The sequence below is a fragment of the Kosakonia pseudosacchari genome, from assembly GCF_015167415.1.
GTDB lineage: Bacteria > Pseudomonadota > Gammaproteobacteria > Enterobacterales > Enterobacteriaceae > Kosakonia > Kosakonia pseudosacchari.
Window position 1 is genome coordinate 325,780 of the sequence record NZ_CP063425.1, and the last position, 13,511, is coordinate 339,290.

Here is a 13,511-nt window from a genome sequence, read left to right on the forward strand (position 1 = left end):
GACAGGAGATGTGCATGTGGTATCAACAAACGCTTACGCTTGGCGCGAAGCCGCGCGGGTTTCATCTGGTGACGGACGAGGTGCTTGGGCAACTTCGCGATATTTCCCGCATTAACGTTGGTTTGCTGCATTTATTGCTGCAGCACACCTCTGCTTCGCTCACCCTGAACGAGAATTGCGATCCCACCGTGCGCCACGATATGGAGCAGCATTTTCTGCAGGCCGTGCCGGACAACGCGCCGTATGAGCATGATTACGAAGGGCCGGATGATATGCCGTCGCACATTAAATCCTCTACGCTTGGCGTTTCGCTGCTGCTGCCCGTGCAAAAAGGGCGCGTGGTGCTTGGCACATGGCAGGGAATTTGGCTTGGTGAACACCGTATTCACGGCGGGTCGCGCAAAATCATCGCCACGCTGCAAGGAGAGTAACCGCTCCATCAAACCTCCATATACCCCGGTTATAAGCCTGCATAAAGACATGTGGGTGCGTCTGATAACACGGGGTAGTTATGGTTTTACGGAATGTTTTCGCGTGGCTGTGCGGTTGGGAACCGTGCGATTTCGCCACCTACAAAATGGTCTGGCAACAACGTGGCGGTTCGGTCTGTACACATCCGGATGTGTTGCAATTTTTAAGTGCTGAAACGGGGGCGACGCTGGCTTTTTACGCTATTCGTCGCAAGCAGGTTTATGTGGGCGCGTGTTACGCAGTAAATGGGGCGTTATCGCTACAGGATCGGCGTTACCCCTTTGTTTTCGATGACATCATACTGCCGCTGCAAACGACAAAAGTGGGGTATTTACCCGCTATTACCAAACGGTTGTCGCCGCACCATCGAACAAATTTTCTCAATGTTTTATTCAGCTGTTATTTAAAAAATAAGATCTGCTACGTCAAAGAGAGCCTCTCGAAAGCGTCACAGAAAAAGCGCAACGGCGAAATGAAAAAGTTTCTTGCCTGTGGCGGTGAGGTTCGCTGGGTTGATGACTTTTCAGATAGTGAGCTGGCTGACATTTATATCGACGTGTTCAAACAGCGCTGGCAGGGTAAAATTTACTGTTTTGCGCGTGATGACTTAATCAAAACATTTGCCGCATTACGGCATTTACTCTTTGGTGCAGTATTATTTATCCATGGTCGACCCTGCGCCTTTGATATTATTTTTATGGCCGAATGTGATGGCTATTTTTATTTCGATGATATTAATGGTGGATATTCGCAAGACTACCCTGAATTTAATTTAGGCAGTATTTTATTGTGGGTGAATATTTGCAAGGCGAAAGAACTATGTACCGCTAAAGGTAAAGAATTCAAATTTTCTCTCGGGGTCTATAAAGATTACTGGCACTATAAAAAACAGTGGTGCGACATTCTGCCGTTGGGCAGGACGCTGTTTTAATGGAGGCTTCCGGCGGTGGTTATCCCCCGCCAGAAGCCTGTTTTGTTAGATTAATCTCCCAGCCGATAGCCGAAGCCGCGAACGCACTCCGGCACATTGACAATACCCGCCTGCTGGATCTTCTTTCTTAATTTGCTGACATGGCTATCCACAGTACGATCGCAGGCATTACCCTCTGGCATGCAAGAATTCATAATCTCTTCGCGCGTAAAGACACGTTGCGGGTAGCGAATTAAATGCATCAATATCTTAAACTCTGTTGAGGTTAAGTCTGTAGATAAATCCATTTTCATCGAACCAACGTAAACCTGGTGCGTGATTTTATTAATTTCAATATTTCTGGTTTTATACAGTTTCAGGTTTTCCCGGGCATGATATTGCTGGCTTCTTTTTAAAATAACATGCACCCTGGCGACTAATTCCTCCGGGTTGAACGGTTTCACCAGAAAATCATCAGCGCCCGTTTTCAAGGCCTGGATCTTATCCGCGTCGGTGTCCATCGCCGTCAGCATCATAATCGGGACATCGGTGGTCTGGCGTAGCTCCATCAGCACTTGCCAGCCATCCTTTTTCGGCATTTTGATATCCAGAATAATAAAATCAGGCTGATATTGTTCTGCCATCCTGATTGCTTTTTCGCCATCAGCGGCATGAATCACCGCGAACTTGTCGCGTTCAAGGTAAGCAATAATCACACCGGCAATATCACTATCATCTTCAGCGACAAGAACGGTTTTCTTCTCGCCATGTAATATGCTCATCAGGCATCTCCGGGAGTTTTCTCTTTTATCCGCAATCAATTGCACATCAATGTGCTGTTTTTATCTTATTGAAAAAAATGAAAAAATAACGGTTACTTTCTACTTGTAACTATTTGTCACTCTAAAACACAAAAGGTTCCAGCGTTCTCTGTTCTGTTTAGGTTGTGTTAATCGTCAGGTTTTGTAACGACCCACGATTTTTTTATCCATACACTACGCTTTAATGACGTATTTATGCCGATCGCGATCCCCACCACGACATGACAAGGAGAAGCAAAAGTGACAATTTCCGAGTTATTGCAATATTGCATGGCGAAGCCCGGCGCTGAACAGAGCGTGCACAGCGACTGGAAAGCAACACAAATCAAAGTTGCGGATGTGCTGTTTGCGATGGTGAAAGAGGTAGAAGGGCGGCCGGCCGCGTCGCTGAAAGCAAGCCCCGAACTGACGGATTTACTGCGCCAGCAGCATGAAGATGTGCGCCCCAGCCGCCATTTGAATAAAGCACACTGGAGTACCGTTTATCTTGATGGTTCGCTACCGGATTCGCAGATTTACTATCTGGTGGATGCGTCGTATCAACAGGCGATTGAGTTGGTGCCGGAACAGGTCCGGCAGCAACTCTCCGTGTAATTACTTCAGCATCGGTTTGAGGAAGCGCGCCGTGTGAGAGGCTTCGCATTCGGCGACCGTTTCCGGTGTGCCGGAGACCAGAATCTCGCCGCCGCCGCTACCGCCTTCCGGGCCGAGGTCGACAATCCAGTCCGCCGTTTTAATCACGTCCAGGTTGTGCTCAATCACCACAATGGTGTTGCCCTGATCCCGTAACTGATGCAACACATCCAGCAACTGCTGGATATCCGCAAAGTGCAGGCCGGTGGTCGGTTCGTCGAGGATATAGAGCGTCTGCCCGGTGCCGCGTTTCGACAGCTCGCGCGCCAGTTTCACGCGCTGGGCCTCACCGCCGGAAAGCGTCGTAGCCGACTGTCCAAGACGAATATAGGTCAGGCCAACATCCATCAGCGTTTGCAGCTTACGCGCCAGCGCCGGAACAGCATCGAAGAACTCGCGTGCTTCTTCGATAGTCATATCCAGCACTTCATGGATGGTCTTGCCTTTGTATTTGATCTCCAGCGTTTCGCGGTTGTAGCGCTTGCCTTTGCACTGGTCGCACGGCACGTAAATATCCGGCAGAAAGTGCATCTCAACCTTGATTACGCCGTCACCCTGACACGCTTCACAGCGACCGCCGCGTACGTTAAAGCTGAAGCGCCCCGGCGTGTAACCGCGCGAGCGGGACTCCGGCACGCCGGCAAACAGCTCGCGTACCGGCGTAAAGACGCCGGTATAAGTGGCCGGGTTGGAGCGCGGCGTGCGCCCAATCGGGCTCTGGTCGATATCAATGACTTTGTCGAAATGCTCCAGCCCCTGCACATCGCGATACGGAGCCGGTTCGGCGATGGTCGCGCCGTTCAACTGACGCTGGGCGATCGGGAACAGCGTATCGTTGATCAGCGTCGATTTACCGGAACCGGAAACGCCGGTGATACAGGTGAACAGGCCCACCGGTAGCGTCAACGTCACATCTTTCAGGTTGTTACCGCGCGCGCCGGTCAGCTTCAGCACTTTTTCTGGATCGGCTTTCACGCGCTGTTTCGGCAGCTCAATTTTACGTTTGCCGCTCATGTACTGCCCGGTAAGGGATTCCGGTACCGCCATGATGGCATCCAGCGTCCCTTCGGCCACCACCTGACCGCCGTGTACGCCCGCACCAGGGCCGATGTCGATTACATGGTCGGCGGCGCGAATGGCGTCTTCGTCGTGTTCAACGACAATCACCGTGTTACCGAGATTACGCAGATGGATAAGCGTGCCGAGCAGACGTTCGTTATCGCGCTGATGCAGGCCGATTGACGGCTCATCCAGCACGTACATAACACCTACCAGACCCGCGCCAATCTGGCTTGCCAGACGAATACGCTGCGCTTCGCCGCCGGAGAGCGTTTCCGCCGAGCGCGAGAGCGTCAGGTAGTTCAGGCCGACGTTCACCAGGAACTTCAGGCGATCGCCAATCTCTTTAAGCACTTTTTCGGCGATTTTTGCCCGCTGGCCGGAAAGTTTCAGATTGTTGAAGAAGTCCATCGCATGGCCGATGCTCATATCGGAAATGGTCGGCAGCGGGGTGTTTTCAACAAAAACGTGGCGCGCTTCGCGACGCAGACGCGTCCCTTCACAGGAGGCGCACGGGCGATTGCTGATAAATTTCGCCAGCTCTTCACGTACCGCGCTGGATTCCGTCTCTTTGTAACGGCGCTCCATATTATGCAGCACGCCTTCAAACGGGTGACGACGCACGGAAGTATCGCCGCGATCGTTCATGTATTTGAACTCAATCGACTCTTTACCGGAACCAGACAGCACCACTTTCTGCACGTTGGCGCTCAGGCTTTCCCACGGCGCTTCCACATCGAATTTGTAGTGTTCCGCCAGCGATTTCAGCATCTGAAAATAGTAGAAGTTGCGGCGATCCCAACCGCGGATCGCACCACCGGCCAGCGACAGCTCCGGGTTCTGGATCACGCGATCCGGATCGAAATATTGCTGCACGCCCAGACCGTCGCAGGTCGGGCAGGCGCCAGCCGGGTTGTTGAATGAGAACAGACGCGGTTCCAGCTCGCGCATGCTGTAGCCACAAATCGGACAGGCGAAGTTGGCGGAGAACAGCAGCTCTTCGGCGGTCGGCTCGTCCATATCGGCAACCACGGCCGTGCCGCCGGAAAGCTCCAGCGCGGTTTCAAAGGATTCCGCCAGGCGCTGGGCGAGATCGTCGCGGACTTTAAAGCGATCAATCACCACTTCAATGGTGTGTTTCTTTTGTAGCTCGAGCTTCGGCGGATCGGAAAGATCGCACACTTCGCCATCAATACGCGCACGGATATAACCCTGGCTTGCAAGGTTTTCCAGCGTTTTGGTGTGCTCGCCTTTGCGCTCTTTGATCACCGGCGCCAGCAGCATCAGGCGTTTGCCTTCTGGCTGCGACAACACGTTATCCACCATCTGGCTCACGGTTTGCGCCGCCAGCGGAACGTCGTGATCCGGGCAACGCGGCTCGCCAACGCGGGCGAACAGCAGACGCAGGTAATCGTGAATTTCCGTGATCGTACCAACGGTGGAACGCGGGTTGTGGGATGTCGATTTTTGTTCAATAGAAATGGCGGGCGATAAACCTTCAATGTGGTCAACGTCCGGTTTTTCCATCAGCGACAGAAACTGACGCGCATACGCGGAGAGTGATTCAACGTAACGACGCTGCCCTTCGGCATAGAGTGTGTCGAAAGCCAGTGAGGACTTACCAGAACCCGACAGCCCGGTAACGACAATCAGTTTGTCGCGGGGGATGACGAGGTTGATGTTTTTGAGATTATGGGTGCGGGCGCCCCGTACTTCTATCTTATCCAATCCATTCACCTTTTACCCGGAGGAACACTTTTTGCCTGGTGTGTTTGAAGGACAACCAGCGGTCAGAAACGGCTAATTATGACACAATTTAACCTGAATGAATATACAGTATTCGCATGCATCTTCGCTTCGGGTATGTCAAACTATGGCGCGCGGCGATTATCTGGAATCCTCCTCGCAGCTATCTAAGTGTGGCTTTGTAATGCTACAATCGCGCGTTTACACTACTAAGAATCAAGCAACGTTTTCAGGAGACACAATATGGCCAGCAGAGGCGTAAACAAGGTGATTCTCGTCGGTAATCTGGGCCAGGACCCGGAAGTACGCTATATGCCGAGTGGTGGCGCAGTTGCCAACATTACGCTGGCTACTTCCGAATCCTGGCGTGACAAGCAGACCGGCGAAATGAAAGAGCAGACCGAATGGCACCGCGTGGTGCTGTTTGGCAAGCTGGCGGAAGTCGCTGGTGAATACCTGCGTAAAGGCTCTCAGGTTTACATCGAAGGCCAGCTGCGTACCCGCAAATGGACCGATCAATCCGGTCAGGAAAAATATACCACTGAAGTCGTTGTTAACGTTGGCGGCACCATGCAGATGCTGGGTGGCCGTCAGGGTGGCGGCGCACCGGCGGGTGGCGGTCAGCAGCAGGGCGGTTGGGGTCAGCCTCAGCAGCCGCAGGGTGGCAATCAGTTCAGCGGCGGCGCGCAGTCTCGCCCGCAGCAGCAGTCCGCACCGGCACCGTCTAACGAACCGCCGATGGATTTCGACGACGACATTCCGTTCTGATTGGCGTTACGCCGCGAATTTAAAAACCCCGCTTTGCGGGGTTTTTTTGTCTATAGAAAACCGCAACCAGGTTCGGGGTTCCGGAAAGCTTTCAACTTTAAGCCAGCTATTATTATGCGCCGCGTCCGCTGAACTGATGCAGTAGTCACACCGCAACAGTGGGCGCAACGCCGCCTGCGGCAAGCAGCACAAACGCAGCGCCCAGGATTTGCATAGTGTCGAACTTACATATTGTCGAACACGCGCGCAAATAAAACGGGTGCCCGTGCGCAAGCAACCAGCGGCATAAAAAATCGCGCGTTGCGGGGGCTTATCATTCAGCGGTTACGCATTACTTCGACACATCCGCGCCGAAGTATTTCTGCGAAATGCGTTGATAAGTGCCGTCGGCTTTGATCTCTTCCAGTGCTTTATCAATGGCGGCTTTCAATTGCGGGTTGCCTTTGCGGAACAACACGCCGGATTTCTCCGCGTCCGACTGCGTGGCAACGATTTTCACCGGCGCGTCTGGTTTATGTTTTTTGAAATCCAGGAATGACAGGTTGTCATTGATGGTCGCATCCGCGCGGCCCTGCACCACCAAATCGACAGACTGGTTAAAGCCGTCGGTGGCAACGATCTCCGCGCCATATTTACGGGCGATCTGCGCATAGTTGCTGGTCAGCGTATGGGCGGATTTTTTGCCTTTTAAATCTTCAAAACGGGTAATTGCCGTGTTTTTGCTGTTAACGATCAGCACCGCTTTGGAGGCGATATACGGCTCGGAGAAGTCATATTTTTTCTGGCGTTCCGGCGTAATGCCCACCTGATTTATTACCGCATCGTAGCGGTTGGCATCAATACCGGCGATCAGGCCATCCCATTTGCCTTCAACAAACTGGGCATTCACTTTCAGGCGCTTGGCAATCTCCTGGCCGATTTCGACATCAAACCCTTCCAGCTTGCCGGAGGCATTATGAAAAGTGAACGGCGGATAAGTCCCTTCGGTGCCAATCTTTAACACTCCGGCGGATTGAATTTTTGCCAGATCATCCTGCGCCAGCGCCGCGTGAGCAAAGCCCAGCTGCATCACGCCAGCTATCACCAGTGTTGCGAATGCTTTCATCTGCGTTACCCCTTAAATATTGTTATTGGTGCGCTTCGATAGCCGAAAACGCTGTGCTTAAAGAGGCGATGAATTCCGTGGTTCGCGGTTTCTTCGCCTGTGAAAAAAGGGTGCTGGCGCTGCCTGTTTCGACAATCTCTCCGCCTTCGAGAAATACCACCTGGCTTGCGATATGGGCTGCTAAGCGCAGATCGTGGGTAGCCATAATCATGGTGGTGCCCTCATGCGCCAACTGGCGAAGAACGGAAACCACTTCGCCGGAAAGCTCCGGGTCGAGCGCCGATGTTGGCTCATCGCACAGCAACACCGCAGGCGAAGGCGCCAGCGCGCGGGCAATCGCCACACGCTGTTGCTGGCCGCCGGAAAGCGTATTCGGTAGTGCGTTACGCTTATGCAGCATGCCAACCTTCTCCAGCAGCGCTTCGCCGCGTTGCCGGGCGCGATCGCGGTTCCATTTATGCACCGTAATTAGCCCTTCAGTAATGTTCTCAAGGGCAGTCATATGCGGAAACAGCGCGAAGTTTTGAAATACCATTCCGGTCTGGCGGCTCATCCGGCGAATATCCTCACCGTTAATGCGTGCGCCCGGTGTAAATAACATTTTCTCTTTGCCAATTATTAATTCCCCGGCCTGCGGAATTTCCAGCAAATTAATGCAGCGTAATAACGTACTTTTTCCGCTGCCGGAGGGGCCAATTAAGGCGGTAACGGTGCCTTCTGCCACCGTTAAATGAATATCCCGCAACACCTGATGACCATCGAAACTTTTTTCAATGCTGGAGAGCGTTATCATTGGATCGCTCCTTAACGGTGGTGCCGGCTAATTTCCGCTCCAGCCTCTCTTGTAAATGCGATAAGACAGAACTGAATAAGAGATAAATCACCGCAGCCTCGCTATATAAAATTAACGGCTCGTAAGTCACCGCCGCAATTTGCTGTGCGGCGAGAAACATCTCCGGTACGGTGATCACCGAGGCCAGCGAGGTGTCTTTTACCAGCGAGATAAAGGTATTGGATAACGGTGGCACGGCGATGCGCGCGGCCTGCGGCAGAATAATGCGCCGTAGCGACTGTGCCCAGGTCATGCTGATGGCATGCGCGGCTTCCCACTGGCTTTTAGGCACGGCGAGCAGCGTGGCACGGATGACTTCCGAGGTATAAGCACCAATATTTACCGTAAAACCAATCACCGCCGCCGGAAATGCATCGATAGTGATTCCTGCGCTGGGTAACGCGTAAAAAATTAAAAAAAGCTGTACTAATAACGGCGTGCCGCGAATTAACCAGACGTAAAATCTGACTATCGGTTTTAAAAATGCAGGGCCATATAAACGCAATAACGCCACAATAAAACCGAGCGTCAAACCAAGAATAAATGCGCTTAACGTTAAGGGAATGGTAAATTTCAGCCCGGCGGAAAGCATTGGCAAAAATGAGTCTATCGCTAAGGGTAACCATGTCGGCACTACACACCTTCCGCACATTGCTGATTGCCAGAAAAAGCTGGCAGAATGCTATCTTACTATTTCAGTTTTTCATTCTGCTACCGTATGCAAGCGGATTATAGGCGTTGCGCCTGCGGCGAAAACCAATATATCCGGATAAGAATATACGCAAATGTGCTAAAGGCCTTGTGCTGCCGGACAGCGGGCCGCGCGAGGCGAGGTGCAGTGTTGTGAAAGCGAAATCACCAATGGGGATGCCATGGTGCGCGCCGGGGATAAAAATGCAGGCTAACTGACGCTGTTTTTAATTTGAAATACGCTAATTTTACTTAAGGAGATATTATCAAAAATAAGAGGATATATGCTGCGTTGTTATTTATTGTTAGCTGAATCGAATAACCTGAAGTCCATTATTTTATTATGGTAATTTGCATTGGTTTGATTTTAAATAAGTTATTATTTTAATTATAAAATAAGACGATTCTGAGATGTATTTGCCTGTCGTTTTTATGAACTGACGATAATATTAATCGTAAGCATTGGCTGTTAATAAATAATACGCGCGCGTATAAGTTGCATTTGAATGATTTCGTATAAATCGTTTTCTCCCGAAATATCCGCCGCCGCTACCAAGGAATACGTATGGTTAACCGGATAACCGTCCTGTCATCCGTTGGCAGTGATTCACTTCTGTTCTGGAAATTGACAGGCGAAGAGCATCTTTCCGCGCCTTTTCGTTTTCAGGTCGACCTGCTGAGTAAAGACTTCACCCTTGACCGACAAAAACTGCTCGGCCAAGAGATGACAGTGGTGATCCCGTGCCAGATGCCGGGCAGCGAACGCTATCTTTCCGGGAAAGTGACCGCTGTTTCGGTACGTACCGAAGAGCTGGACGGCACGCAGTACGCGGCATACCAGGCAACGCTGGAACCCGATTTCTGGCCGATGATGCGCGATCGTAACTTCCGCATTTTCCAGCAGCAGCGCGTGCCGGATATCGCCAAAACGCTGTTTTCCGAATACAACGTCAAAATTGAAGACAAACTGACGCGCAGCTACCGCCAGTGGGATTACAGCGTGCAGTATGGCGAAAGCAGCTTCCACTTCATCAGCCGTTTGCTGGAACTGGAAGGCATCAGCTACCTGTTTCGCCACAGCAAAGAGGGCCACACGCTGGTGCTGATGGACGACTACTCGCAGGCCGAGGCGTTTCCCGGTTACGACACCATTCCCTGGCATGCGCAAACCGGCGGCGGCGCGGTCAACGAAGAGGGCGTCAGCCAGTTACTGGCGCGTCATGTTGTTACGCCGGGTCTTTACAGCACCGACGATTACGATTTCCGTAAACCGCACGCCTGGATGTTGCAAACCCTGCAAAACCCCGTTTCGCCAAGCCCGGGGAAAATTGATGTCTATGACTGGCCAGGCCGTTTTGTTGAGCATGGCGACGGTGAATCGTACGCGCGTATTCGCCAGCAGGCCTGGCAGGCGGAGCAGCAGCAAATGCAAGGTTCCGGCACCGCGACCGGTATCGCGCCCGGCCATCTTTTTCGGCTTACCAGTGCGCCCAACTTCGCCGATAACGCCCAGTGGCTGGTGATTGGCGCACAGTATGCGTTTGAAGAGAATCAGTACGCCTCCGGCGGTTCATTCACGTCGCAGCACAATATCGCCTTTACGGTTATCCCGGCGGCGACGCCTTTCCGCCCGGCGATGGTCACCGACTGGCCGCGAACCTATGGCCCGCAAACCGCGCGCGTGGTCGGGCCGCAAGGCGAGTCGATCTGGACGGACAAATATGGCCGCGTGAAGGTGAAGTTCCACTGGGATCGGCAAAGCCAGGGCGATGAAAACAGCTCTTGCTGGGTGCGCGTCTCCAGCGCGTGGGCGGGCCAGGGCTACGGCGGTGTGCAGATCCCGCGCGTGGGCGACGAGGTGGTGGTCGATTTTATTAACGGTGAGCCGGACAGACCGATAATTATTGGCCGCGTCTATAACGAAGCCAGCATGCCGCCGTGGGCGCTGCCGGCGGCGGCGACGCAGATGGGCTTTATGAGCCGTTCGAAAGATGGCTCGCCGGATAACGCCAACGCCCTGCGCTTTGAAGATAAACCTGGAGAAGAGCAGCTCTGGCTGCATGCTGAGCGCAACATGGATACGGAAGTCGAAAACGACGAAACCCATGATGTCGGCAGCAACCGCACCAAAACCGTTGGCAAAGACGAAACCAGCCATATCAAACAGAACCGCACCCGCACGGTGGACGGCAATGAGACTGTCACCATTGGCCAGGATCGCAGCAAAACCATCAACGGTAACGAAACCACCACCGTGCAGCAGAACCGCACGGAAAGCGTGAAAGGCAATGAAACCCTCACTGTCGAGCAAAACCGCGACGAGACCATTACCGGCAACCACACCACCACGGTGAAGAGCAACAACACAGGCACCGTGCAAGGCAACCAGACGCTGACCGTGGTGCAGGACCGAACCCGCACTGTACAGGGCAACGAAAAGGTGAGCGTGCAGCAAAACCGCACCGTACAAGTGACCGGCGACCAGACGCTGGAAGTGACCGGCAACCGCAATGTCACCGTCAGCAGCAGTGAAGTGCGCACGGTGGTGCAAAAGCAAGAGGTGAATATCGGTGCCGGGCGCACGCTGAGCATTACCGGCGGCGACACCCGTTTTACCCAGGGCAGCGTGGCGGACAGCGCAACGGATACCTTCCAGATCAACGTCGGTGAAAGCGGCATTCTGATTAGCAACGGCAGCGTGGAGATTTCAGCGGGCGGCTCGACCATCACCATTAACGCCGCAGGCGTGATGGTCAACGGCAAGAAAATCGAGCTTAACGCCTGATAAGGACATGCAATGAGCGCGGCAAAGAACCCCACAGAGAAGGTGATGAGCGAGCTGGAGCTAAGCTGGCTGGACGCCAGCGAGAACGCCGCGCGTACCCGCTTGTTTATCTGGCGCGTTCCGGCGGGCGGCGAATCACTGCTGGATGCCTTTATTGCCCTGCAACAACATCCTGAAGGCCGCACACTGCCGGATCTGTTTCTTGGGCTGAATACCCCTTTCGAAACCGGTTATGGCTACAGCGAGGCGCTGGGGCGCGAGTTTGTCGAACAGTACGAAGCCACCGAAAATGCCGCCGCCTGGGACGCGGAACCCTGGCTGCCCTGTTACTCCCCGGCGCAACTGCACACGTTGTTGCAGAGCTTCGCGCAGGCGTTTGCCGAGGATCTCCGTTACCTGGTGCTGGTGCTTAAACCCTCCGGCGTCAGTGATGAAAGCGCGCTGACGCGCTGGTTGCAAGGCTGGCTGGAACAGGGCGCGGACGCTGCGCGTGTGCTGCTCATTGATACGCTGGAACAACCGATCTGGCAGCCGTTATATGAGGCGCATCCGCGCGTGGTGCAGCTCATTGTCGACGAGGTGGATGGCATGCGGGTGATGCACCAGACCGCGCAGCAGCAGACGGACCCCGATGCCGACCGGTTGCTGTTTCGCCGTTATCTGGCGGACGCGATGTTGCTGTTGGAAAAAGGCAGTAGCGCACAAGTCGCCGCGCGCGGCGAGCTGGCGCTGGGCATTGCGCAGCGGCGCGGCTGGGCGGATCAACAAGCGATGATGCACAACCTGATAGCCGGTGGCTGGTTAAAAGGAGGCGATCACGCGCAGGCCGTTACCCACTACCGGCAGGCACAACATCTCTCTGGCGAGATCCCGGATCCGGCGCTGAAAGGGCAGTTGCGCACGCAAAGCACCTTCGGTGAAGCGGGCGCGTGGTTCGCGAAAAAAGATCACCTGCAAGCGGCGAAAGGCTATCGCCAGGCGGCGCTGGAAGCGCAGGTCATTCCCCATCCGGTATTTGAAATGGAAGGCTGGCGCATGTCCGGTTTTTGTTTGTGGCTCGCCGGGCATCGACCGACGGCGATGAAAGAGTACGCGCGTGCCGTTCAGGCGGCGGAAAGCGTACCGCTGCCAGAACGCAGCCAGACCACGCTGTCGCTGGTGTTTCAGGATTTATTGCGTATGCACGATAAGCGGCGTACCGAGGCGCTCGAAGCCTGCGCCGCGCGCTGGCAACGTGAAAAACAGCGGCTGATCCAGCAGGCCGAAGCGGCGCTGCCCGCCGAGCCGACCGTTACGCAAGTTAAGCAGACCGAAAGCCGCTTGCAGTTACAACTTGAGGCAATGTTTACCGTGATCCGTGAGGAGCGGGAAAATCTGATTCGTCGCGGCGATGAGAGTTTTCGCCGCGTTATCCGGCTGGCGCGGGAAAAATTACACCCGCACTGGAATGGCCTGCCGGAGATCGCTCACCCCTTTGATGCGCCCCCCGGCGAGTGGCAAACCCTGCCCGAGTGGGGAAACCATGACGCATCGTTATCTGACACTGCAGGAAGCAACCCGCTATGAAAAATCGCATCATCATTATTGTTGTCGTCACGCTGCTCGCGCTGCTGTTTTTAAGCCTGTCTGATAGCGAACTGGCGACAGAGGTTCGAACGTTCTTGCGCGCGCTGTTGCGCGCCATGTTCTGA

General features: G+C 53.9%; 12 protein-coding genes. 7 read left to right on the forward strand and 5 right to left on the reverse strand.

The genetic code is table 11. The features are described 5' to 3' along the window. The first annotated feature begins 14 nt into the window (after nucleotides 1-14). Both IP581_RS01530 and IP581_RS01535 read left to right on the forward strand, forming a co-directional pair. A complete protein-coding gene (locus IP581_RS01530; RefSeq protein WP_086873922.1) occupies nucleotides 15-431 on the forward strand; it encodes a secondary thiamine-phosphate synthase enzyme YjbQ in 417 nt (138 codons plus the stop codon). Between the two features lie 80 nt (nucleotides 432-511). Then, the gene (locus IP581_RS01535) at nucleotides 512-1,402 is read left to right on the forward strand and encodes a GNAT family protein (RefSeq protein WP_193821591.1); all 891 of its coding nucleotides are present in this window, start codon (nucleotides 512-514) and stop codon (nucleotides 1,400-1,402) included. Nucleotides 1,403-1,452: 50 nt separating this feature from the next. Here the strand turns inward: IP581_RS01535 and IP581_RS01540 are convergent, their stop codons facing one another. After that, entirely contained in the window at nucleotides 1,453-2,208 is a 756-nt protein-coding gene (locus tag IP581_RS01540; RefSeq protein WP_228007801.1) for a response regulator, read from the reverse strand. Nucleotides 2,209-2,442: 234 nt separating this feature from the next. On the opposite strand from IP581_RS01540, the gene IP581_RS01545 reads away from it, so the two are divergent. Beyond that, nucleotides 2,443-2,796 carry an MmcQ/YjbR family DNA-binding protein gene (locus IP581_RS01545; protein WP_086873925.1) on the forward strand — a complete coding sequence of 118 codons (354 nt, stop codon included), beginning with the start codon at nucleotides 2,443-2,445 and terminating at the stop codon, nucleotides 2,794-2,796. On the opposite strand, the gene uvrA is transcribed toward IP581_RS01545, so the two are convergent. After that, nucleotides 2,797-5,622, reverse strand: coding sequence for an excinuclease ABC subunit UvrA (uvrA, locus tag IP581_RS01550; RefSeq protein WP_086873926.1), 2,826 nt, complete (start codon nucleotides 5,620-5,622; stop codon nucleotides 2,797-2,799). Between the two features lie 261 nt (nucleotides 5,623-5,883). Between uvrA and ssb1 the strand changes: the two genes are divergently transcribed. Beyond that, entirely contained in the window at nucleotides 5,884-6,408 is a 525-nt protein-coding gene (gene ssb1 / locus IP581_RS01555) for a single-stranded DNA-binding protein SSB1 (RefSeq protein WP_061498794.1), read from the forward strand. Nucleotides 6,409-6,739: 331 nt separating this feature from the next. Here the strand turns inward: ssb1 and IP581_RS01560 are convergent, their stop codons facing one another. Genes IP581_RS01560 through IP581_RS01570 form a run of 3 tightly spaced genes read right to left on the reverse strand, consistent with a single transcriptional unit; the run spans nucleotide 6,740 to nucleotide 8,979 of the window. Beyond that, the gene (locus tag IP581_RS01560; protein WP_086873927.1) at nucleotides 6,740-7,513 is read right to left on the reverse strand and encodes an amino acid ABC transporter substrate-binding protein; all 774 of its coding nucleotides are present in this window, start codon (nucleotides 7,511-7,513) and stop codon (nucleotides 6,740-6,742) included. A 22-nt stretch (nucleotides 7,514-7,535) separates the two neighbouring features. Then, complete coding sequence (locus IP581_RS01565; protein WP_193821592.1) at nucleotides 7,536-8,306, reverse strand: amino acid ABC transporter ATP-binding protein; 771 nt, start codon at nucleotides 8,304-8,306, stop codon at nucleotides 7,536-7,538. After that, the gene (locus tag IP581_RS01570) at nucleotides 8,284-8,979 is read right to left on the reverse strand and encodes an amino acid ABC transporter permease (RefSeq protein WP_193821593.1); all 696 of its coding nucleotides are present in this window, start codon (nucleotides 8,977-8,979) and stop codon (nucleotides 8,284-8,286) included. Before IP581_RS01570 ends, IP581_RS01565 begins: the two co-directional genes overlap by 23 nt. Before the next feature lie 621 nt (nucleotides 8,980-9,600). Here IP581_RS01570 and IP581_RS01575 point away from each other — a divergent pair. From IP581_RS01575 to IP581_RS23970, 3 genes are read left to right on the forward strand one after another with little or no spacing between them, the layout of a single operon-like run. After that, a complete protein-coding gene (locus tag IP581_RS01575) occupies nucleotides 9,601-11,820 on the forward strand; it encodes a type VI secretion system Vgr family protein (protein WP_097401654.1) in 2,220 nt (739 codons plus the stop codon). Nucleotides 11,821-11,832: 12 nt separating this feature from the next. Next, the gene (locus tag IP581_RS01580) at nucleotides 11,833-13,386 is read left to right on the forward strand and encodes a hypothetical protein (protein WP_193821594.1); all 1,554 of its coding nucleotides are present in this window, start codon (nucleotides 11,833-11,835) and stop codon (nucleotides 13,384-13,386) included. Continuing rightward, nucleotides 13,383-13,511, forward strand: a complete 129-nt coding sequence (locus IP581_RS23970) for a hypothetical protein (protein WP_020456137.1) — start codon at nucleotides 13,383-13,385, stop codon at nucleotides 13,509-13,511. Before IP581_RS01580 ends, IP581_RS23970 begins: the two co-directional genes overlap by 4 nt.